Origin of the sequence: Mucilaginibacter sediminis (assembly GCF_051903035.1) — a bacterium.
Classification (GTDB): domain Bacteria; phylum Bacteroidota; class Bacteroidia; order Sphingobacteriales; family Sphingobacteriaceae; genus Mucilaginibacter.
In genome coordinates this window covers 2,304,091-2,326,990 of record NZ_CP170602.1, presented here as the reverse complement: position 1 = coordinate 2,326,990, position 22,900 = coordinate 2,304,091, and the positions used below count along the sequence as shown (strand labels likewise).

Annotated in this window: 15 protein-coding genes; 8 read left to right on the top strand and 7 right to left on the bottom strand. The window is 43.1% G+C overall.

The window, feature by feature from the left end:
• Positions 1–115 precede the first annotated feature (115 nt).
• Positions 116–754, top strand: a complete 639-nt coding sequence (locus tag ACFGVS_RS09020) for a sigma-70 family RNA polymerase sigma factor (protein ID WP_439698363.1) — start codon at positions 116–118, stop codon at positions 752–754.
• Between the two features lie 105 nt (positions 755–859).
• Here the strand turns inward: ACFGVS_RS09020 and ACFGVS_RS09015 are convergent, their stop codons facing one another.
• Positions 860–1,063, bottom strand: coding sequence for a hypothetical protein (locus tag ACFGVS_RS09015; RefSeq protein WP_439698362.1), 204 nt, complete (start codon positions 1,061–1,063; stop codon positions 860–862).
• A 617-nt stretch (positions 1,064–1,680) separates the two neighbouring features.
• On the opposite strand from ACFGVS_RS09015, the gene ACFGVS_RS09010 reads away from it, so the two are divergent.
• The 4 genes from ACFGVS_RS09010 (at position 1,681) to ACFGVS_RS08995 (ending at position 10,612) form a co-directional block, all read left to right on the top strand.
• Complete coding sequence (locus ACFGVS_RS09010) at positions 1,681–2,895, top strand: FecR family protein (RefSeq protein ID WP_439698361.1); 1,215 nt, start codon at positions 1,681–1,683, stop codon at positions 2,893–2,895.
• Between the two features lie 352 nt (positions 2,896–3,247).
• On the top strand, positions 3,248–6,598 hold the full coding sequence (locus tag ACFGVS_RS09005; protein ID WP_439698360.1) for a SusC/RagA family TonB-linked outer membrane protein: 3,351 nt from the start codon (positions 3,248–3,250) through the stop codon (positions 6,596–6,598).
• A gap of 23 nt (positions 6,599–6,621) precedes the next feature.
• On the top strand, positions 6,622–8,127 hold the full coding sequence (locus ACFGVS_RS09000) for a RagB/SusD family nutrient uptake outer membrane protein (protein ID WP_218152471.1): 1,506 nt from the start codon (positions 6,622–6,624) through the stop codon (positions 8,125–8,127).
• A 196-nt stretch (positions 8,128–8,323) separates the two neighbouring features.
• Positions 8,324–10,612 carry a GH92 family glycosyl hydrolase gene (locus tag ACFGVS_RS08995; RefSeq protein ID WP_439698359.1) on the top strand — a complete coding sequence of 763 codons (2,289 nt, stop codon included), beginning with the start codon at positions 8,324–8,326 and terminating at the stop codon, positions 10,610–10,612.
• A gap of 640 nt (positions 10,613–11,252) precedes the next feature.
• Here the strand turns inward: ACFGVS_RS08995 and ACFGVS_RS08990 are convergent.
• Together ACFGVS_RS08990 and ACFGVS_RS08985 are read right to left on the bottom strand one after the other, a co-directional pair.
• On the bottom strand, positions 11,253–11,867 hold the full coding sequence (locus ACFGVS_RS08990) for a trimeric intracellular cation channel family protein (protein ID WP_439698358.1): 615 nt from the start codon (positions 11,865–11,867) through the stop codon (positions 11,253–11,255).
• 340 nt (positions 11,868–12,207) lie between these two features.
• On the bottom strand, positions 12,208–13,437 hold the full coding sequence (locus ACFGVS_RS08985; RefSeq protein WP_439698357.1) for a dicarboxylate/amino acid:cation symporter: 1,230 nt from the start codon (positions 13,435–13,437) through the stop codon (positions 12,208–12,210).
• 679 nt (positions 13,438–14,116) lie between these two features.
• Here ACFGVS_RS08985 and ACFGVS_RS08980 point away from each other — a divergent pair.
• Together ACFGVS_RS08980 and ACFGVS_RS08975 are read left to right on the top strand one after the other, a co-directional pair.
• The gene (locus ACFGVS_RS08980) at positions 14,117–14,695 is read left to right on the top strand and encodes an HD domain-containing protein (RefSeq protein ID WP_439698356.1); all 579 of its coding nucleotides are present in this window, start codon (positions 14,117–14,119) and stop codon (positions 14,693–14,695) included.
• Positions 14,696–14,705: 10 nt separating this feature from the next.
• A complete protein-coding gene (locus ACFGVS_RS08975; RefSeq protein ID WP_274212761.1) occupies positions 14,706–15,584 on the top strand; it encodes a YitT family protein in 879 nt (292 codons plus the stop codon).
• Positions 15,585–15,670: 86 nt separating this feature from the next.
• On the opposite strand, the gene ACFGVS_RS08970 is transcribed toward ACFGVS_RS08975, so the two are convergent.
• The 4 genes from ACFGVS_RS08970 to ACFGVS_RS08955 all read right to left on the bottom strand — a co-directional run bounded on the left by ACFGVS_RS08970 (position 15,671) and on the right by ACFGVS_RS08955 (position 19,522).
• Entirely contained in the window at positions 15,671–16,714 is a 1,044-nt protein-coding gene (locus tag ACFGVS_RS08970; RefSeq protein ID WP_439698355.1) for an adenylate/guanylate cyclase domain-containing protein, read from the bottom strand.
• Entirely contained in the window at positions 16,714–17,091 is a 378-nt protein-coding gene (locus tag ACFGVS_RS08965; protein ID WP_090651949.1) for a response regulator, read from the bottom strand. The genes ACFGVS_RS08970 and ACFGVS_RS08965 overlap by 1 nt, the downstream gene beginning before the upstream one ends.
• Positions 17,092–17,171: 80 nt before the next feature.
• Positions 17,172–18,542, bottom strand: coding sequence for a sensor histidine kinase (locus ACFGVS_RS08960; protein ID WP_439698354.1), 1,371 nt, complete (start codon positions 18,540–18,542; stop codon positions 17,172–17,174).
• Positions 18,543–18,646: 104 nt separating this feature from the next.
• Complete coding sequence (locus ACFGVS_RS08955; protein ID WP_439698353.1) at positions 18,647–19,522, bottom strand: helix-turn-helix domain-containing protein; 876 nt, start codon at positions 19,520–19,522, stop codon at positions 18,647–18,649.
• A gap of 144 nt (positions 19,523–19,666) precedes the next feature.
• Between ACFGVS_RS08955 and ACFGVS_RS08950 the strand changes: the two genes are divergently transcribed.
• Positions 19,667–22,900, top strand: coding sequence for a DUF1553 domain-containing protein (locus ACFGVS_RS08950; RefSeq protein WP_439698352.1), 3,234 nt, complete (start codon positions 19,667–19,669; stop codon positions 22,898–22,900).

Genomic DNA, 22,900 nt, shown 5'->3' with positions numbered 1-22,900 from the left:
GTTGATGGAAAAGTATAAACTATTTCGCAATTTCGTAGTTGTAGTAGTGTTTTAACCTAAGTGATTTTTATTGCATTTTAATTAACCAATATTTGCCACTACTATACGTTTACCTATGTTGGATATTGCTTATAACCATGAGCCGGAACTGCTTATAAGGGCGGCGCCACAACATCATGACAAGGATTTGCTATTAAAAGTAGCGGAAGGGGATGAACATGCTTTTCGCTGTTTGTTTATTATGCACCATCAGCAATTAGGTGTTCATATTCATCGCATTACCAACTCAATAGAACTGGCCGAAGAAGTGGTTCAGGATGTTTTTTTGAAAATATGGATGGCGCGCGAAACCCTTGCGCAAGTAGAGGATTTTAAGGCTTACCTGTTTGTTATATCAAAAAACCATGCCCTTAATTGCCTCAAAAAGCTGGCGAAAGAAAAGGTACAGGCAAAAAAACTGGAAGAGAGCAGTATTGGTTTGATCATGGACGATCAGCAGGATAACCTGTACTATAACTTATTGGATGAAGCAATAGATCACCTGCCATCGCAACAGCAAAAAGTGTATTTGCTAAGCAGGCACAACCGGCTTAAGTATAACGAAATTGCCGATCAGCTTAAACTCTCCCGCGAAACGGTAAAAAAATACCTGCAAATAGCCACCACCTCTATAACCGATTATGTACGCAGCCATTTGGATGTGTATCCTGTTGTTTTACTGGCAATAAGTTATTGGTTAAGTAATAAAAAATAAGATAATGGAAGGACGATGTAAATCTTTAATTTGAAAGAATTGATTAAAGATCAAATGGATTTAGTAATGATATGTATTGGTATTCCAAAGACATATTATGTCCCATTAGTTACGCAGATCGCTTAATTGCTTATCAACATCGTTTAATGTTTGTATCGCCATTGCTCCTTTGTATTTACTTACCAAATCATCAGCATTTGTGTCGGCAACCTGTTTGTTATTTCTGACACGGATAATTTTAAGCATTTCCAAATCCTTCAATAGATTTAGCGCTTTGTCGTTTAAAACATCAATGGTTAATGTTGTCATGATAACAAATTTAATAAAAATCATTAGCAATTACTACCACTTAAGGGGTCCTTCTAAAATTCCATGATCAACTATATTGTGCTATACAGGTATCAATGGTATCAAGTTATTAGTTTTTTCGTGCAAAGATCGCTAAGAGCCTGTCTAAATTTGATTTAGAGTATTTATTATCTAATAAAAATCATTGCCGTTGACTTTAGTCAACGGAATAATGACTAAAAGGCTACTGGCTTTAGCCAAATTTCGCTTGGGTATTTTGGCTAAAGCCAGTAAAGATGCTTTCTTTTACCGTCGACTAAAGTCAACGGCAATCAATAACTCTCGTTTTTAGACGGCCTCTAAGGCGCAAAGAAAAAATAAGCAAATCACTTTGCACCTCTGCGTCTTCGCACGAAATAAATCTTATCAACTTTAAATGCGATTTTCCTTACTACTATCTTAATGGCCATATGCTTTGATGGTTAAGCACATGTGTATTTCTATGCTATCGTTTAAAATTTTTTTTTATTTTTTTTCAAAAGCGATAGCCCCTTTTTTATCGCATTTATTGTCTTGTATGTGAGTTAACCCCAAGCTCGGCATTTACCAATTTATAATATGAATTAACATCTACCTGTATGAGTGCATTTAATGCAAGGCTTAACTACCTGTTTAATAGTTATTACCACCAAACCGCTACGCAGCAGGAGCGGGATGAATTGTTTGAAATCATCAATTCATCTGCCAACGATGCGGAGCTTACTGCACTTATTCATGAAGCCTGGAACACGCTGCAGGCAGATGAGCCGCTTTTTGATGCCGCAAAAAGCATGGATATGCTCAACAATATTCTTCAAAATAAATCAAATCCGGATAATATACACCCCATAAGGCCGCCAAATAAAAACCAGTTGTGGTTAAAAGTTGGTGTTGCAGCCGCCATGATGGTGTTTGTTGGTTTTGGTGCTTATGTATTAATTAACCAACACAAAACTGCTGCAAATAAGCGGCCCCAGGCCAGGCTAAAGCCTGTGCCGGCGCATGATGTTTTGCCCGGTGGTAACAAGGCTGTACTTACCCTGGCCAACGGTAAAACCATAACGCTGGATAGCGCAAAAAATGGTTTGCTGGCTAATGAAGGCAATGCTCATATCAAAAAAACACATGATGGCCAGTTAGTTTACGAAGGGAGTAAAAATGAAGGATCTGATGCGCCCGCTGCTATCAATACTGTATCTACCCCGCGCGGAGGACAGTATCAGCTGGTATTGGATGATGGAAGCAAGGTTTGGTTAAACTCGGCATCATCGTTAAGTTTCCCCGCGACATTTAAAGGCGCTACCAGGGAGGTTGAAATTACTGGCGAGGCTTATTTTGAGGTGGCCAAAAATGCGAAGATGCCATTTAAAGTAAAGGTAAATAATACCGTTGTTGAAGTGCTGGGTACCCATTTTAACATTATGGCTTATAATGATGAAGATGCTATAAAAACAACCTTGTTAGAAGGATCGGTAAAAATCAGCAACAAACAATTTAGCGGCCTTTTAAAACCCGGGCAGCAGGCGTTACTTAAACAAAACGGACCTATAAAAATAACGGATGAGGCAGATGCCGACGATGCCATTGCCTGGAAGGAGGGCATCTTCCAGTTTAGAGACGCAGGTATCGAGGCCATCATGAGGCAGGCAGCGCGCTGGTACGATGTACAGGTGAGCTATACCGGCAAAGTACCGGTAAAAGAATTTACCGGTCGCATTTCGCGCAATGTAAAGGCTTCTGAACTGATGGGGATGCTAAAATATATGGGTGTTAATTTTAAAATTGAAGACAAACATATAACAGTGCTGCCATAAATAACCAGCCCCAATTAATAACCAATTTATATACAACTAATCAACAACCAATTACTCACTTTTTAAAAAAGCTATGATGGAAGAAATACCAAAAATAAGTTAGCCCGGGAGGGACCCGCATGGTGAAAATGGCTTACTGCTCATGTAAAAAATAAACGTGCCTATGCCAAAATATAACCAATAAAAAACCGGGAAGTATTCGCAGTACTTTCCCGGCTAAGCATCTGGGCCCCAAAAAAATGCAATCGACGAATTGAAAGTTAATGTTTAACCCAAACTCTACAAACTTATGAATTTTAATTCTAAGGCCACGCCTTTGGTATGGCCCCAATTATCCAAAATAATTTTAGCTATGAAGCTAACAGTTATTATTATGGTGGCGGTACTTACCAACGTAAGTGCCAAAACCTACAGCCAGGTTGTTACCCTGCACCAAAAAAATGCCTCTGTCGAAAAAGTTCTTCGCTCTATTGAAAAACAAACAGGCTATCATTTTATGTATGAGAAACAGGATGTAGCTAAAGCAAGCGCAATTAACATCGAAGTTGCCGGTGTTTCATTGGAGCAGGCGCTCGACCTTGCTTTTAAAGATCAGCCTTTAACCTACAAAATTTTCCAGGAAACCATTGTGGTTAAAAAGAAAGATGAAGTTAGTACGCCAGTCGCAGACATCAAAGTTTCAGGCACGGTGTCTGATTCAAAAGGTCCGCTTCCAGGCGTAAGCATCAGGATCAAGGGGTCTGACCAGGGCACCCAAACCGATGTAAATGGTAAATTCACATTGAACGCACCCGAAAACGGAACATTGGTTTTTAGCTTTGTAGGCTATACTACACAAGAAGTTGCTGTTGGCGGTAAAACTACTTTAAACGTGGTGCTGGCAGAATCGCCAAAAGCGTTAAGCGAAGTGGTTGTTGTAGGTTATGGTACCCAAAAACGTGTTGATTTAACAGGATCGGTTGGTAGCGTAAGCGCCAAAGGTTTGCAGGAAAGGCCACAAACCAACCTGGAGCAGGAATTATCAGGTAAAATTGCCGGTGTAAACGTTTCAACAAACTCCGGCGCCCCAGGTGGTAATACTAAAATCAGGATTCGTGGTTACAGTTCCATCAACACCCGCACAGATCCTTTGTATGTGGTTGACGGTGTGATATGGACAGAGGGCGGTAACGCTATAAGCCCTAATGATATCGAGTCGGTAGATGTGTTAAAGGATGCATCATCAACTGCTATTTACGGTACACGCGGTGCAAACGGTGTTATTTTGGTTACTACCAAACGTGGCAAAAAAGGAGAAGGCACAGTAAGCTATGATAGCTACGTAAGCGTAGGCCACATGGCAAAAGAGTTGCCTGTGTTGAATTCAGCCCAATTTATGGCTGTTGAAGACCTGTCATACGCCAACATTAAAAAATACGACCCTACCGGCTGGGCGTCTGGTAAATATGCTGATCAGGATCCGGTTAAATTGCGCACTGCCTTAATTGGTAAATTATTTGATTCAAATCTTAAACCGTTATATGATGTGGATTGGCAAAAAGCTACCACACGTAATGCAGTAAGTCAAAATCATAACCTGACTTTTACAGGTGGATCAGACAAATTAACCTACGGTTTATTTTTAAACTACGCCAATGATCAGGGTATAATTTTAAATAGTTATTTAAAACGCTACAATGCCCGGTTAACCATCGACAATCAAATTAAATCATGGTTAAAAGTTGGGGCTACTTTAAATTACAATGCCCAGGATCAGCGTACTGCTGATGATGGTACCGGAGGTAACAACATTCCGCGTATGTTAATTGAGATGGTTCCGTTTATCCCAATTAAATATCCCGACGGAACTTATGGTAAACGTACAGATTATCCAAACTTAGAAGGCGGCGATAACCCGGTAGCCCAGGCCAACGAGATTGAAGCACTTTACCGTAAACGCATTTTTAGCGGTAACAGTTACCTTAATATAAACATAATTCCAGGTCTTGAGTTTCGCAGCACCCTGGGCGTTACAACGTCTGCCAATTATAATCCTCACTTTCAAAGTGGCTTAGTAGGTGGTTCTGTAGCAAGCCAAACAAAAAGCTCTGCATCAATTGATGAGCAGAACAATACTTTTTGGCAGTGGGAAAATCACTTTACCTATAATAAAACCTTTAACAAGGTGCATACTATTAACATTGTTGCAGGTACCGAGCAGCAAAATTTTCAACAAACCGGGTTAGGTGCTTCTACCAGTAACCTGTCTGATAATTATTATCAGTATTATAATTTAGGCGCAGGTTCTATCCCTGGTATCCCTTCTTCAAATTATGACGCATGGCAAATGCGCTCCTATTTTGGACGTTTAAATTATAACTACAAAGATAAATACCTGTTAACAGTAACCGGTCGCCAGGATGGCTCTTCCCGTTTTGGTACAAATGTAAAAACCGGTTTTTTCCCATCGGCAGCTTTCGCATGGAGGGCTTCGCAGGAGGATTTTCTGAAGGACAACAAAACTATTTCTGATCTTAAATTCAGGTTGAGTTATGGTTTAACAGGTAACTCCGAAATTGGTGAGTACCGCTCACAAGCGCAAATTGGAACGGTTAACTACGTGTTTAACGGTGCGCAGGCTATAGGTACGCAGCAAACTACCATTGGTAACGAAGATCTTTCATGGGAAAAAACCGCCGAGTTTGATCTTGGTTTCTCGGTAGGCTTATTCAACAACCGTGTTAATATTGAAGCTGATGCTTATTTAAAGAAAACCAAAGCCTTGCTGCTTAACGCGCCATTGCCAGAAACCAGCGGCTTTAACAGCGTTTACAAAAACATTGGCAGGCTGCAAAACAAAGGTTTGGAGTTAACTATCAATACCCAAAATATCAAAACCGAGGACTTCTCCTGGAATACTTCATTTAATATCTCGTTCTTAAAGAACAAAATATTGGCTTTGGGCGCATCAAACGATGACATATTTTTGTCGCCAACGTTCCTTTCACAATTTAACCTGATGCGCGTTGGCTTACCTGCAGGTAGCTTTTACGGTTATAAAGTGTTGGGTACATGGGGTACTGCCGAAGCATCGCAAGCTGCAATATTTAACAAACTGCCAGGCGACCTGAAAATTCAGGATACTAATGGCGATGGCAAAATTACGGCTGATGATAAAGTGATCCTTGGTAAATCGATACCAGATGGATACGGAACATTAAGTAACACTTTCCGTTATAAAAACATCGATTTAGGTATCGACCTGCAATTTAATTATGGTAACCAAATCATGAACCTAACCCGTCACTCGGGCCAGGATCGTACAGGCCAGGCTAACAGCTATGCCACTGTTTTAAATGCATGGACACCAACCAATCAAAATACAAGCATAGCCGAAGACAGGCCAGCCTATGTGTATTACCAAACAGAAATCTATTCAACCAAAGTTGAAAGCGGCAATTTTATCCGCGGCAGATCGGTAACACTTGGTTACACTTTCCCAACTGCTTCAATAGCTAAAATTAAATTGAGCAGGTTAAGGGTGTATGCGCAGGCTCAAAACTTGTTTGTGATAACCAAGTACACCGGCTATGATCCGGAAGTTTCTACCTATGGTTACGATCCTAAGAATCCTAACAATAACAGCAACTTTAATCAAAGCATCCAGTTTTACGATTATCCAAAACCAAGAACCTTCCTGCTTGGCTTAAATGTTAGTTTCTAATTTAAACGTTAAAACATACTATTATGAAGTTTAATTTAAAAAAATACCGGATTGGTTATTCATTACTGATTCTCACTATAATGCTTGGTAGTTGCAAAAACGAGCTTGTCGAAAAAAATAAAGGCGGTTTTGTAAAAAGTAATTATTTTACCAGTGCAAACCAGGCGCGTATATTTGTTAATGGTATTTACCAAAAGCTTTACCTGTTTCAAAATGGGGATGCCTACGGTGAAAGCCCGTTTATTACCATCGAGCTTTTTGCAGGTCATACTACCTCATTAGGGCAAAGTGTTAATAATAACAACGTTATAAACAACCGTACCGACGCTGTTAACCCGGGTTTTGAAGATGTATGGCAAAATAGCTATGGCGCTATAGCAAATGCCAATGTGGCCATAGCAAATATTCCGCCGATAACTCCTTTTGCCGACGCGGATAAAAAAGCTTTGTTAGGCGAAGCTTATTTCTTAAGGGCGTTCTTTTATTATCACCTGGTTAGGTTATACGGCGATGTACCATTAATTACCGAACCGGTTACTATTACAAGCCCCAATCTTTATCCTGCACGTACAGCTGCCGCTGCTGTGTATGATCAAATCATCAGCGACCTCAAAGCCGCGGAAGCATCGGGCCTGCCTGAATCTGATAAAACAGGTAAGGTATCGTTAGGTGCAGTGCGTACTTTGTTAGCCAGTGTTTATTTAACTACTGCTGGTTTTCCGCTTAAAAAGACTGCGAATTACGCTTTGGCCGCTGCCGAAATATTACCGGTTATAAATGGTACCGCATACACTTTGTTTGATAAGTATGATTATCTGCATGACAATGCCCACAAAAACCAGGGCGAATTGATATTTCAATCCAATTACCTGGTTGGCGTGGCTACAAATGCCATTCCCCAGTTAACTGTTCCATTTAACTTATTGGTTGGTGTATATGGCGATCACCTTGGCGCGATGATACCTACCAATGCCTTCTTTAACAGTTATGAAGCGGGCGACTTACGTGCAAAAGAAAGGCAGTTTTATTTTTCAAGCTACCCATCATCTAAAGATGGTACGATCATCAACTTTGGCGAGCATGCCCTTTACAAATATTTCCACGTAGAGAGTGCAACAGGTAATGGCCAGAGCGATGAAAACTGGACCTTTTTGCGCTTGCCTGAAGCTATGCTGATTTATGCAGAAGCAAGCAACGAAGCTGAAGGAGCACCAAATGCAACAGCAATTGCCCAGCTTAACAAAATACGGGCACGTGCGCAACTGGCGCCGATAGGGGCATTAAGCCAGGATGCCTTCCGTAAAGAGGTTTGGAAAGAGCGCTATCATGAACTGGCGTATGAAAACAAAGCTTATTTTGACATACAGCGTACCCACCAGGTTTATGATGTTATCAACAATACTTTTGGCGATGCTACATCAACCAAAAACGAGCAAAATGTAACCATGAAAGCTCAGTATTACTTGTGGCCTATTCCGCAGCGCGAGATTAGCACTAATGCTAAACTAACCCAAAACCCGGGTTGGTAAGCCTCAACCTGCCCTTACTAAAAGGGCCTCACCTAAATCCTCTCCAAAAGAGAGGACTTAAAAAAACATTCAAATCAAGAACCCTCTCCTTTGGAGAGGGCAGGGTGAAGCTAAATATTTAAATATAAAAGACCGGCCAATGCAGCTGGTCTTTTATATTTACAGGTAAATTGAAAAATATTAAATGTCTCCCGGAATGAAGAAAAACATTGTACTCATTGGTTCATTATTAATGGCTGCCACATGTGCCATGGCGCAGCAGGTAAATAAAGTAACCGACCCTGTTGAATACATTAACCCGCTGATGGGTACCGATTCGCATTATGATTTATCCAACGGTAACACTTACCCGGCAATTGCACTGCCCTGGGGCATGAACTTTTGGACACCCCAAACCGGTGTAATGGGCGATGGATGGGCTTATACTTATGATGCCCATAAAATACGTGGCTTTAAGCAAACCCACCAGCCATCGCCATGGATGAATGATTATGGGCAGTTTGCTATAATGCCGGTAACCAAACATTTAAAAGTATCGCAAAACGGTCGGGCAAGCTGGTTTTCGCACAAGGCTGAGATTGCCAAACCATATTACTACAGCGTTTACCTGGCCGATCATGATGTAACTACCGAGATTACACCAACAGAAAGGGCGGCCCAGTTCAGGTTTACTTATCCCAAAACGGACAGCTCATTTATTGTGATAGACGCGCTGAACAAAGGATCATACGTAAAGATTATTCCCGGCGAAAAAAAGATAGTAGGTTACTCTACCAAGTACGCCCGCGGCCCCTTAAAAAACTTTAAGAACTACTTTGTTATTTATGTAGATAAGCCTATCACCATTGCGCAAACCTACAGCGATACAACTCTGAGCAATGGCCTGGAACTGAAAGCCGAGCATGCAAGCGCTTTAATAGGTTTTGCCACTACCCATGGCGAGAAAGTACATCTGCGGGTAGCTTCGTCATTCATCAGCATTGAGCAGGCCGAACTGAACCTGAAAAGGGAAGTAGGCAACGACAGCTTTGACGTAACCAAACAAAAAGCTAAAGACGTTTGGAATAAAACCCTTAGCCGCTTAACTGTTGAGGGTGGCACTATCGATCAGACACGTACTTTTTACTCCTGTATGTACCGTATGGTTTTCTTCCCGAATAAACTGTATGAGATAGACGAGAAAGGAAATATTGTACACTACAGCGCATCTACAGGTAAAGTATTCCCCGGCTATAAGTTTGCCGGTACCGGCTTTTGGGATACCTTCAGGGCGCTGTACCCGTTCCTGAACCTGGTTTATCCTTCGATTAATAAAGAGATGCAGGAAGGCCTTATTAACGATTATAAAGAAGGCGGCTGGCTGCCGGAGTGGTCCAGTCCCGGATATTCTGCTGTAATGATAGGCAACAACTCTGCATCTGTTGTATCCGAAGCCTACCTGAAAGGAGGCAAAGGTTATGATATCGAGAAACTGTATGAAGCCTTGGTACACGGTGCGAACAACAAAGGGCCGGCAGCAACCGGCCGCGAAGGGGTGGAGTACTACAACACATTAGGCTATGTACCTTATGATGTTAAGATAAACGAAAATGCAGCCCGTACCCTGGAGTATGCTTACGATGACTTCACCATTTATAAATTAGGTAAAGCCTTAGGCAAACCTGCTGCTGAAACAGATGTTTACAAAAAGCGCAGCATGAACTACAAAAATCTGTTTGATCCATCAACCGGGTTAATGCGCGGTAAAAACAAGGATGGCTCATTTGAAACGCCTTTTAGTCCGTTTAAATGGGGCGATGCCTTTACCGAGGGCAACAGCTGGCATTACAGCTGGAGTGTGTTCCATGATATCCAGGGGCTGATAAACCTGATGGGTGGCAAAAAGCAATTTGTTAACAAGCTCGATTCGGTATTTACCCTGCCGCCTGTTTTTGACGATAGCTACTACGGTGAAACTATCCACGAAATCCGCGAGATGCAGATTGTGAATATGGGGCAATATGCCCATGGTAACCAGCCTATACAGCACATGATTTACCTGTACAACTACGCCGGCGAACCATGGAAAACCCAGCTCCATGTACGCGATGTAATGAACAAGCTGTACAAAGCCACCCCCGATGGTTATTGCGGCGATGAAGATAACGGGCAAACTTCGGCCTGGTACGTATTCTCGGCAATGGGCTTCTACCCGGTAACGCCGGCCAGCGACCAATATGTGCTGGGTGCGCCTTTGTTTAAAAAGATCACTTTAAAGCTCGAGAACGGCAAAACGGTAACCATCAATGCCGCCAATAATAATTACGCCAACCGGTACATCAATACCATGAGCGTAAACGGCAAGCCTTATGATTTAAACTGGTTAAGCCACAAGGAGTTACAAAAAGGCGCAACCATCAACTTTAATATGGCCCCAACGCCTAATAAAACAAGAGGGGTAAAGGATAGCGATGTGCCTTACTCCTTATCAAACGAAGCCCCCTAACCCCCTGAAGGGGGAACGATGACGGGCTTAAGTCTTTTCTCATTATGTCATAGCGAGTATCCATCAGCTTCGGCTGGAAAAAACAGTAATGACATGGTTGCAAATGGGGTTATTCTGGGTACCATCAGATTTGCGCTTCCTTTTAAAAAGCGGTGGAAAAGTGCGATTCCCCTCTTGAGAGGGGCGGAGGGGTGTGTTATGCACGCGCAATGAAACGCGGAAAAACACACCCCTGCCAACGCACCTCCTACCGCGCCCCCTCTCGAGAGGGGAATAAAAAATACGCTTGATAATCAGCGTATTATAATTATGTCATTATAAGTATCCATCAGGATGATCCTGAAAAAAATGGGGATGACGTGCAACGAAATATAGTTAAACCAAAGTCCAAAACTACCGTCATTGCGAGGCACGAAGCAATCCCAAACTATGTGGGACTTAGCATGTCGGGGATTGCTTCGTGCCTCGCAATGACGGATATTTGATATTGACAATCAGTAACTTACAAACACGTCATCATAAGGCACGAAGATAACCGACCGCAGGGAGCTCATTAATACCTATGAAAATCAAAACACAACATTAATAATCCCGAACTATGTGGGACTTAGCATGTATGAGACTGCTGTCTAAAGTAAGCTTAATGCCATTCTTCCCGGTAAACAAACTTGGGCATTTGCCAGTTGTATTTGATGGATAGCAGGCGTAACGCCAGGCCAATGATACAAGCAATTATTATGGCAACCGCATCGCTGGCGCCCAAATATTCAATCCCTAAGTAAACAGCCCCGGTAACTATTGATGCACTTGCATAAATCTCCTTGCGGAATAGTAAAGGGACCTCGTTACAAAGCACGTCGCGCAGTACGCCGCCGGCGCAGCCCGTTATCATTCCGCTTAATAATACAATAGTAGCCGGCAGGTTTATTTGCTGCGCTATCTGGCAGCCTATAATGGTAAATACTACCAAACCCAGCGCATCAAGGTATAGGAATAGCGTTTTCATTTTGGTCATCAGGCGGGCTATAACGGCTGCCAATATCGCTGCGCCGGCGGTTATCACCAGGTATTCGGGATGTTCAACCCAACTCATAGGGTAGTGGTTAAACAGGATATTGCGCACTGTGCCGCCGCCTAATGCAGTTACCCAGGCAATAATACAAACGCCCACCCAATCCATATCCCGGCGCCCGGCAGATAGGGCTGCCGTCATGGCTTCGGCAATAATGGCGATGATATATAATATGTGTAGCATGGCAGGTAGGTGTTTAACAAATATAGCTAATTTGTTTTCTATCAAAAAGCTGAGATTCTTTCTCTCCAGGGCAAACGCATCCAAATAGCTAATGGAATGAGCGATATAAGCATCAAACAACACCCTGTTTTTATTGGCTGATCCTGGTTAAATGATCCGGTTACCGAAGGGACTTGTATTAGCCAGCAACAGGCAAAAGTATTAGAATGCGCCTAAATTGCGCTCAATTTAGTGTTAACCATGATAAAATATAAGATATTGATTATCAAATATTTATAAATATTTTTTCCGAAATGTGTTAAGTTATGTTAACCCAATCAGAGGCGTTTGCCCAGTCTTCCTACCCCTTCAGAGGTTCAGGGCCCATCCAGTTTTTTCCATCTACGAAGCGGGAAATCATCATGGCAGCCACGGTATCGCCGGTCGCATTTAGCAGGGTAGCCATGGGGTCAACCAACGTGCCAATGATCATAGCGGGCGGTAAGGCTTCGGGCGGAAAGCCGTAGGCCGATATAAACAACAATTCGCCTATATAACCGCCGTTGGGTATGCCGCCTTCAACCAGGCTTACCAGTACTGTTAAAGCCAGCGCTACCACAATGGTTTGTACGTTATTAAAGCTATTGCCGAAGAGTGCAAACACCACCGCCATTTTCACAATTGAGGATATGCTCGAGCCATCCTTGTGCAGGGTGCCGCCCAGCGGGATAGTCACATTGGCAATAACATCGCGGATGCCCATTTTTTTTGCGGCATCTAAATTTGCCGGGATGGTTGCAATACTGCTACAGGTGCCTACTGCCGTAGCCGATGGGATAATGTTATTTTTCCAGTACCTTTTTACCGCACCTACGCCGCCCGCTATGAAAGCATATAAGCTAAATATCACCACAAAATAAAACGCGCCCACGCCATAATACAAAGCCATCGAACGGGCGTAACCCCCAAATAGCTGCGGGCCGAAAACGCCCACCTGGTAAGCAAAATAAGCCCCTAACCCAATAGGCCCCAGTTTCATAATCAGGATAAAAATATTTTTAAATACCTCATTACCGCTATGCAAAAAGCGGGTAAAAGCAGCGCCTTTTTCGCCGGCATTAAGGGTGGCAAAGCCAATAAGTACCGAAAATATGATCATGGCCATCATGCTTTTGCGCGATAACAACTGGTAAAATTCGCTGGTGGTAAATAGGTTGGTGAGCTGGTCGCCCAAAGGTTTTTTGTCAATGGCTTCCGTAATGGGGTTGGCCACCAAATGCTGATGAATGGGGAAGATCCAGATAGCAATAATAGTTACTATGGCCGCTATCAGTACAGTACCCAAAAATACCAGCGAGGTTACTCCTAATAACTTCCCCAGCTTATTTGTGGCATCCAACCCGGCAATGGCCGATGCGATGGCAAAGAAAACCAGGGGTACCACGGCGGTGAATAACAGGTTCAGGAAAATATCGCCTATGGGTTTAATAATACTTACCTTATCGCCTAAAAAAATGCCGGCAATACTGCCAACTATAATACCCGCCATCAGCAATATAATGCCCTTGTAGTTTTTGAACCAATCATTCATGTAGCTAATATAGTTTTTTACACGTATAATTTGGCATGTGGCATACCTGCGTCAGGTTAATCGCGTTGGAACTTTTAAAACGTAAGCGCTATTTAAAAAGGTAGCCTCTACGAGGCAAAAAAAGATTTGTAAATATTGCTACAAACAGGTAGCCTCTACGAGGCAAAGATTGTTAGCTAAAATGGGTCTTGTACTGAAATGAGTTTACATAAAAGGAAACGTTATCGTCCTAAGAACCTGTCTAAATTTGATTTAGATTACTTATGTATCATGTAAAAATCATTGCCGTTGACTTTAGTCAACGGAATAATGACTAAAAGGCGAATGGCTTTAGCCAAATTCCACTGAATATTTTGGCTAAAGCCAGCAACGGTACCTTCTGTTACCGTTGACTAAAGTCAACGGCAATAAACAAATCTCGTTTTTATACAGCTTTTAAAGAAAGTTTACAGTTTTAATAACCCTGCCTGTATTTACCGGTAGTAGTGTGCCTCGTAGAGGCTACCCGTTTGTAGCAACCAAAACAAAAAAATATTTTGCCTCGTAGAGGCTACCCATCATCCGATAGACAAACTTTTAAAGGCGATTCCCCCGGCACCCGCGTAACTTATTTTGTGGTGGCGCATCAGATTCATGTACGATAACACATTTTATTATATTAGCAGCGAATTTATAACCAATGCAGATTGATAAGGCCGGGGAATTTATCCTGGATAAAATAAAACGCGAACTCCCGGTACATTTTTACTACCACAATGCAACCCATGCGCAGGATGTATGCAACGCTGCTAAACAGTTAGCGTTGGGTGAAGGTATCGATTTAGCAGACACTACTTTGCTGCTTACAGCCGCCCTGTTTCATGATTCGGGTTTTTTGTGCGGGGTAGATGATCATGAAAGCAACTCCTGTAAAATAGCCCGCGAGCATCTGCCGGCCTTTAATTATACCGATGCCCAGATAGCCGTTGTTTGCGATATCATTATGGCTACCAAAATACCCCAGAAACCGCATAACAAGCTTGGCGAAATTATTTGTGATGCCGATTTGGATTATTTAGGTCGGAATGATTTTTTTATCCTTAGTAAAAGGTTATTTTCGGAACTTGAAATAACCTATAAACTGAAAACAGAACAGGAGTGGGATAAGCAGCAGGTAAGCTTTCTGAAAAGCCACCGCTATTTTACCAAAACAGCTATCGGTTTAAGAGAAGCTGAAAAAGAAAAGCACCTGTGTACAATAACTGAAAGATTAATATAAAGTACTATACATGACTAAACCGGAACATAGTTTATCTGAAATAATTAAGGATGTAGTAACCGTAATTATCGGGATTTTATTTTGCGGATTTGCCCTGAAAGGTTTTTTGGTGCCTAACCAATTTTTTGATGGAGGCGTAACAGGTATATCCCTGCTGATTCATGAGCTTTATCACATCAATATCGCTTTTGTGATTATAGCTGCCAATATTCCGTTCATCATTATGGGAATGTTCCAGGTGAACAGGTCTTTTGCGCTCAAAACTTTTGCCTGCGTAATAGGGCTTGGGGTTTGCTTGTTGTATGTACCTTATCCGGTTATTACATCCGATAAGCTATTGGTATCCATATTCGGCGGTGTGTTTATGGGCCTGGGTGTTGGCCTTTCTATTCGTGGCGGCTGTGCGTTAGATGGGATTGAGATATTGGCGCTTTACACCTTAAAGCGCAGTAGTTTTACTATTAGCGAGATTATTTTAGGCATCAACATTATTATATTTTTAATAGCTGCGTTTGAACTTGGCCTGCCAACCGCATTATACTCCATTTTAACCTACTACACCGCATCGCGCACCATTAGCTTTGTAATTGACGGGCTGGAAGAATACACGGCGGTAAACATCATATCCGGCCAAAGCGAGATCATCAAACAAAAACTGGTTATGGAACTGGGCCGGGGCATCACCATATATAAAGGCGAGCGCGGCTTTTTAAAAGAAAGCTTTGATGTTCACCAACCTGTAGATATCATTTTTACCGTAATAACCCGCTTCGAAGTACGCCGCCTCAAAAACCTGGTGCATAGCATTGACCCCAAAGCATTCGTATTTACCAACAGCATCAAAGAAGCTGCAGGTGGGGTGTTGAAAAAAAGGGTACGGGAGCATTGAGATTTTAGTATCAAGTAGTAAGTAGTAAGATTTTTTGACCCGGTTTTTTGCAGCTGTCTTGATACTTACTACTTGATACTTACTACTCAAGAAACTACTTCATAAATCTCCACCGGCTTCGCTTTGTTCTTCAACGTCACTTCTCCAATTTTTTTGAGCTCGAAGGATTCTTTGGCTTTTTGGTAAACTTCTTCGGTAACCACAATCTGGTTGGCCTTTGCTACACCCTGCAGGCGCTGGGCCAGGTTTACGGCATCGCCAATTACGGTATAATCCAGGCGTTTCAGGGAGGCAGAACCAATGTTGCCTGATATCATTTCGCCCGAGTTGATGCCGATGGATACATCGGGTTTAAAAGTTTTATCGCCGTAAACTATAGTCTCGGTGCTGTGCATTTTTTCGCGCACGGCGAGGGCTGCATCTATGGCGCGGTCAAGGTGGTACTCTCCGCGGAAAACCGCCATAACGGCATCGCCCATAAATTTATCTATGTGGCCGGTTTGGGCAATAATTTCCTGCACCATCATATCAAAAAGCTTGTTTATTAAACTTACCACAGCATTGGCCGGTACGTGTTCGGATATGGCCGTAAAGCCGCAGATATCGATAAATAAAACAGTGGCATCAACAGTTTCGTTGCTCAGTAGGCTTGTTTCAAACTCCTTGTGGGTCATAAAGTTAAGCACATTTTCATCAACATACATTTTAAGAATGTTATTCTCCTTAATGGCTTGCATGGTTTTTTTCAACTCCAGCACGTGCATTAATGTCTTTTCGATGGTAATATCCAGGTCGTCGAAATTTACCGGCTTAACAACAAAGTCAAAAGCACCACGGTTCATGGCGGTACGAATATTGTCCATATCGCTGTAAGCCGATACCATTACAGCTTTTATAATAGGGTTGGCTTCGGGCAGTTTGGTAAGCAGCGTGAGGCCGTCCATTTCGGGCATATTGATATCACTCAAAATCATATCAATCTCCGGGTCTTCGGCAAGTTTGGTTAGTGCTTCAAAACCGTTGTGGGCGAATACAAAATCATATACTTTTTCACGGATCTTTTTCCTGAATTTTTGTTTTATTAACAACTCCAGGTCCAATTCGTCGTCAACCACCAGTATTTTGGCCATTATTGTTCTATGTGTTTTAGTTTTTCTTTTAAATTATTAAAATCAAGGGGCTTGGTTAAGAAGTCATTAGCGCCCAACTCCATCGATTTTTGGTAGTTTTCATCATCGCCATAAGCGGTTATCATCATGACCACCGGTGGCGGTTTTTCGTAGGTATGCCTTATTTTGTCAAGCAATTCTAACCCCGTCATGCCGGGCATATTAATGTCGGATAATATCAGGATCACTTCAGAGTGGTTAACCGCCAAAAACGACATGGCTTCCTCGCCCGATTGCGCGAAGTTGAACTCGATTTCTCCATTTTTTATCTCTTTGCGAAATCGTTGCAAAAACAATGGTTGTACATCGGCCTCGTCATCAACAACAAGTATTTTCATAGTTTTATTCTCGTTTCAAATTTAGGTTTTGTATTGATTTAACAGGCAGCTAAAACGCCATTATTGCGGCTGTTTTGCCATTAATTGGCTTTTACATCCGGAATAGTGATAATAAACCGGGCAAACTCACCCTCGGCTGTTTCCACTTTTAGTTCGCCGCCATGGCCTTTGGTAATTATATCGTAACTCATAGACAGGCCTAAACCAGTTCCCTGGCCGGTTGGTTTGGTGGTAAAAAATGGCTGGTATATTTTGTCCAATACCTTTTGAGGGATGCCTGTTCCGTTATCGCTTACGGTAATTTCAATAGCGTTTGGTAATTTTTTGGTAACCACCGTTACGGTTGGCTCATAGCCGGCGATGTTTTGCTTTTTCTTTTCGGCAACCGAGTAAAAGGAGTTGTTAAACAGGTTTAGTAATACCCGCCCTAAATCCTGCGGAATGGCTTCAATTTTACCAATATTTTCATCGAAACTGGTTTTCATGCCGGCGTTAAACATTTTGTCTTTGGCCCGTAAACCATGGTAGCTTAAGCGCAGGTATTCATCGGCAAGCGCATTAATATCGGTTGGCTCTTTTTTACCCGTGGTAGTACGCGAATGCTGCAGCATTCCTTTTACTATGGCATCGGCGCGTTTGCCATGCTGGTTTATTTTGGTTAGGTTTTGGGTAATATCGTTTATAATATCATCCGCTTCCTGTTTGATATCGTCGGGCAGCTTGCTTAATACCTCATCTTTAAGTTCATCCAGCAATTCGATACTCACTTCGCTAAAGTTGTTCACAAAATTAAGCGGGTTTTGAATTTCATGGGCTATCCCTGCGGTAAGTTCACCCAGCGATGCCATTTTTTCCTGTTGCACCAATTGTGCCTGGGTGCTTCTCAGTTCGGATAGAGCGAGTTGAAGTTCTTCCTTCTGGCTGGTTAATTCGGCGGTACGTTGCTTTACTTCGCTTTCCAGGTTAACTTTCATGGCGGCCATCATGCGGTTTTGTTCTTCTTCATTTCGGCGTTTTATCCGTTCTGTTTCAAGCGCTTTAGCTTGCTTCCGGTTTATCCACCACATGGCAAAAAGCCAGAGCACGGTAAAGCCTACCGAGTTTTCAAAAAGGTCGTTATGATCATCGTAAAAGCCAGACGCAACAAGGCGTACCAGGTCGCTAAAAATTACGGCCACCGCAAATGGCAGCACCCAATTGATAATTGATCGATTTGCCTTAAACTCTTCTTTTGTAAAGGGTAACGATATAAGCCATGCTAAAAGAAGATGCCCAAACCACCTGATCAGCCCTTCTTTTTCAAGAAAAATGCTCCCCATCATTACGGCCACAGCGCCGTATAATACATACAAAAGATATTTATCCCATTCGCTGACGATGCCCCGGTCTTTTAAACTTTTGCGCAGCTGGGTTGTAAGAAATATGGTTACAGCAGGTTCTATTCCTATCATAGAGAATCAAATTTTCAATTTGCGCCGGATGTTTAGGCAAACAGTTTTAAAACTAATATTTTATTTGCATTAATCAGCATTTAATAGCGAATTCAGCCGTATAGCTACATTACCAGGCTGTTTTTTTTATATGATCCGGGTGTTTGCCCGGTAATATTCCTGAATACGCGTGAAAAATAGGCAAGGCTCTCAAAACCTGTTTCGGCGGCTATTTCATAAAAAGGCATATTGGTTGTGGTAAGCAACAATTGCGCGCGTTCAATGCGTTTTGATTGGATGTAGGTTAAGGGCCGCTCGCCGGTATTCTCAAAAAACAGGCGCGAAAAATAATCTGCATTATGGTTGGCGCGTTTGGCCAGCTGGGTAACTGTGATGTTCTGGTGCAGGTTGGTTTGTATATAATTGATAGCATCAGATATTTTGGAGTGGATGATGCTTTTATCTTCCATCAAGAAAACATCCGGTTTTAAAAACATCGATACCAATTGCAAAAGTAAGCCGTAAGTTTCCATATAAGCCGAGGCATGCGTCAACTGGTTCAATTCCTCGAAGTTTTTTTGAACCGGTCGCTTCTCGTAAACTTTGGGATTGTAGGATATATACAAACTTCTGTTAGGGTTTAATTGCAGTATGCGTTTAAAACATGCCAGGGCATTATCGGCGGCTTTTAACTTAAATATTTTACGGTTTGATGAAAACAGCGAGGCCCCGTCAACAGATTCCTCGGCAAAGCAGATGTAGTACTGGCTTAAATAGTTGTCGCAATAATAATTGCAGGTGGTAAAACTCGGCACCAGGTATATATAGTCTGGCTCCAGTTTAATGCTGCTATCGGCATTATATAGCACGCCTTCGCCGCCGTCGATATAATACAGCCGGTAAAATGTACTGGTAACGTTTTTGTAGTTCCAGTTTTTGTTTAGTTCTACATGGTCAATGTTCAGTAAATTGAATGTCGATCTTAAAACGCTTTTGTTCATACCTATAAGGGAATGCAATTTAATAAATTAATCGTCAGATTAACCCGTAAACGTCGGATTTGTGCAAATTGATGTGGCCTTTGTGAAATTTTTAATCCCTGGCTCCGCGTAGATTTATCCAGATTATCAAACCTGATAAATTGTATGATGCTGAGGTCTTTTTTAGTAACGCTGAGTGCCGTAATGGTAACAGGCAGCGGGTTGTTTTTTTATTCATCGGCTGTCGACTTGCCCGCTGATGTACAAAAAGCATACGATGCCTTGCCGCCAACGGTTGATTATAACATTGATGTAAAGCCCATACTATCCAATAAGTGCTTTGCCTGCCATGGACCCGATAAAAACAAGCAAAAGGCGGGTTTAAGGTTGGATATAGCTGCAAACGCCTACGCCGAAGTACCCGACGATATAGGCGTTGTTGCCATTAAACCCGGCGACTTGCAACATAGCGAGGTGGTAAAACGCATTTTATCAACCGATTCAACCTACCTGATGCCCGCGCCCGAATCGCACCATACCTTGTCGGCTTATGAAAAGGCTGTAATTATAAAATGGATAAAAACCGGGGCCATATACAAACCCCATTGGGCCTTTGTAAAACCGGTAAAGGCAGCCGTTCCCGTGGTTGACGGCGTTGTGAATAACCCAATTGATAACTTTGTACTGGCCAGGCTTAAACGGCAAAACCTGCTGCCATCTAAAGAAGCTGATAAAGAATTGTTGTTGCGCAGACTCTCGCTCGACCTTACCGGCCTGCCGCCAACGCTGAAAGAGATTGATGATTATTTAAAAGACGCATCGCCCAACGCTTACGAAAAACAGGTAGATCGCCTGTTGGCTTCGCCGTATTATGGCGAAAAAATGGCGGTGGACTGGCTGGATGCCGCCCGTTTTGCAGATTCGCATGGGTACACGGTAGATAGGATAAGGGATATGTCGCCCTATCGCGATTGGGTGATCAAGGCTTTTAACAGCAACTTTAGCTACGATAAATTTATCCAGTGGCAATTGGCCGGCGATTTAATGCCACACCCTACAAAAGATATGATCATTGCTACCGCCTTTAACCGCAATCACCAACAAAATATGGAGGGTGGCGTTGTAGAAGAGGAGTACCAAACCGAATATGTGATTGATCGCACAAACACTTTTGGCAGCGCGGTATTAGGGATGACTGTAGGCTGCGCCAAATGCCATGACCATAAATTCGACCCGATATCGCAAAAGAATTACTACCAGCTGTTCAGCTTTTTTAACAACGTAAAAGAGGCGGGGCAAATATCCTGGGATGATGCCTTGCCAACACCGACATTAATGCTGCCAACAGCGCAAAAGGAAAAAATACTTACTTTTATTAATGACAACATCGCGCAGCAAAAAAACACCATTGCCCAAACAGAAAGTAAGGCTATAGTTGATTTTGATAAATGGCTTGCCAATGGCGAGTATAAAAAACTGGCCACTGAAAAAATCCCGGCTAATGGCTTACAGGCCAGTTTTAATTTTGATAAGGGCGACCTGGCAAGCAGCGTAAACCCTAAAGATATGGGCACCATGAAACGCGAAGGCGGCCAGGCCGGCGATGCACCTTTATTTGAGGCTAAGGGCGATGGCAAGGCATTGGCTTTAAATGGCGATACCTGGCTGGATTTGAATAAGATTGGCGTCTTCCGCAAATCGCAGCCCTTTAGCATCGGTATTTGGGTCAACATTCCTAAACAGTTGAGCGAAGGTGTAATTTTCCATAAAGGCAATTCCGAACGGCTGTACAATTTCAGGGGCTATCATTTATACCTCAAAAACAATAAGCTGGAGCTGAACATGGCCCACACCGGGCCTTCAAATGCTATCACCCTGGTTACCGTTGATGATGTGCCCCGCGATAGGTGGGTGCAGCTCACTGCCACGTATGATGGATCGGCAAGTGCCGCCGGCTTTAAATTGTACCTGGATGGCAGCGAAATGAAAATGGAAACAACCATGGATCAGCTTACCAAGGATATTTTATTTACAGGCGGCAGCCAGCCCGGTCTACAGATAGGCGCCTGGGAACGCGGGCGTGGTTTTAAAGATGGAAAGGTAGATGACATTGTGGTATACAACCGGACCCTTACCGCTTTCGAGATGAAAATACTGGCGCAAAAGGATAGCTGGCAGCAGGTGGCTGCAAAAAGCAAGGATGCCCTGGGTGCCGATGATATTGCTAAGCTAAAAGCCTACTATCTTACCGCCGTTGACCCGCTGATGCTGGCCGAAACAAAAAAGTTAACCGCTTTGCGCACCACTTTATCAGATTCGACCGAAAACGTGGCCGAGTTGATGGTGATGCAGGAAATGGCTAAGCCTAAAAACTCGTACCTGCTTAACCGTGGCAACTACGATATGCCCAGCGAACAGGTTTTTCCCAACACGCCCGAAGCGATACTGCCATTCGCTGCCGGTTTGCCTAAAAACAGGTATGGCCTGGCACAATGGGCTACCAATGCCGATAATCCGTTGGTAGCAAGGGTAGCGGTAAACCGTTTGTGGCAGAACTTTTTTGGAACCGGCCTGGTGAAAACCAGCGAGGACTTTGGCAACCAGGGCGAAATTCCAAGCCACCCCGAACTGCTTGACTGGCTGGCCACAACCTTTGTTGAGCAGGGCTGGGATATGAAGGCATTGAATAAATTGATCGTGATGTCGGCTACGTACCGCCAGGATTCGCGGCCGACTAAAGAGGCTGCTGAAAAAGATCCTGAAAATCGTTACCTGTCGCACGGCCCGGCGTACCGGATGCCTGCCGAGATGATTCGCGACAATGCCTTATTTGCCAGCGGGTTGTTAAATACCCAAATAGGCGGCAAAAGTATAAAACCATACCAGCCTGCCGGTTTATGGGAAATTAATAATACCACTTACACACCGGATACCGGGAAGGCGGTGTACAGGCGCAGCTTGTACGTTATTGTAAAGCGATCTGTCCCCAACCCAACGCTTGCTACGTTTGACGCGCCATCGCGCAGCTATTGTATTATCCGCAGGCAAAAAACCAATACACCGTTGCAGGCTTTGGTAACCCTGAACGACCCTACGTTTGTGGAGGCCGCCAAAGTTTTGGGCGAGCAAATGACCCGAAACGCTGACGGTAAAGCAGCTATAACCACCGCCTACCGCAAACTAACCAGCCGAAACCCGACGCCAGATGAAGTAAGCCTGTTAATGGCCTTGCAACAGGTAGAGCTCAAGAAGTTTAAAACACACCCCGAGAAACAAAAGGGCTGGGTTACTGCCGGCCAGTACCGGGTAGATAAAAAGCTGGACGGTGCTTTAATAGCTGCCAATACCGTAGTGGCCAGCGCCATTTTAAATTCAGATGCATCATTAACCAAAAGATAA

Bases quoted from the DNA above. Each gene is read 5' to 3' on its own strand.
- ACFGVS_RS09020 (WP_439698363.1), top strand. From the start codon at position 116: ATGTTGGATATTGCTTATAACCATGAGCCGGAACTGCTTATAAGGGCG.
- ACFGVS_RS08965 (WP_090651949.1), bottom strand. From the start codon at position 17,091: ATGAAAATACTTGTTGTTGATGACGAGGCCGATGTACAACCATTGTTT.
- ACFGVS_RS08950 (WP_439698352.1), top strand. From the start codon at position 19,667: ATGATGCTGAGGTCTTTTTTAGTAACGCTGAGTGCCGTAATGGTAACA.
- ACFGVS_RS08960 (WP_439698354.1), bottom strand. From the start codon at position 18,542: ATGATAGGAATAGAACCTGCTGTAACCATATTTCTTACAACCCAGCTG.
- ACFGVS_RS08980 (WP_439698356.1), top strand. From the start codon at position 14,117: ATGCAGATTGATAAGGCCGGGGAATTTATCCTGGATAAAATAAAACGC.
- ACFGVS_RS08975 (WP_274212761.1), top strand. From the start codon at position 14,706: ATGACTAAACCGGAACATAGTTTATCTGAAATAATTAAGGATGTAGTA.
- ACFGVS_RS08985 (WP_439698357.1), bottom strand. From the start codon at position 13,437: ATGAATGATTGGTTCAAAAACTACAAGGGCATTATATTGCTGATGGCG.
- ACFGVS_RS08990 (WP_439698358.1), bottom strand. From the start codon at position 11,867: ATGCTACACATATTATATATCATCGCCATTATTGCCGAAGCCATGACG.
- ACFGVS_RS09000 (WP_218152471.1), top strand. From the start codon at position 6,622: ATGAAGTTTAATTTAAAAAAATACCGGATTGGTTATTCATTACTGATT.
- ACFGVS_RS08970 (WP_439698355.1), bottom strand. From the start codon at position 16,714: ATGGCCAAAATACTGGTGGTTGACGACGAATTGGACCTGGAGTTGTTA.
- ACFGVS_RS09005 (WP_439698360.1), top strand. From the start codon at position 3,248: ATGAAGCTAACAGTTATTATTATGGTGGCGGTACTTACCAACGTAAGT.
- ACFGVS_RS08955 (WP_439698353.1), bottom strand. From the start codon at position 19,522: ATGAACAAAAGCGTTTTAAGATCGACATTCAATTTACTGAACATTGAC.
- ACFGVS_RS08995 (WP_439698359.1), top strand. From the start codon at position 8,324: ATGAAGAAAAACATTGTACTCATTGGTTCATTATTAATGGCTGCCACA.
- ACFGVS_RS09015 (WP_439698362.1), bottom strand. From the start codon at position 1,063: ATGACAACATTAACCATTGATGTTTTAAACGACAAAGCGCTAAATCTA.
- ACFGVS_RS09010 (WP_439698361.1), top strand. From the start codon at position 1,681: ATGAGTGCATTTAATGCAAGGCTTAACTACCTGTTTAATAGTTATTAC.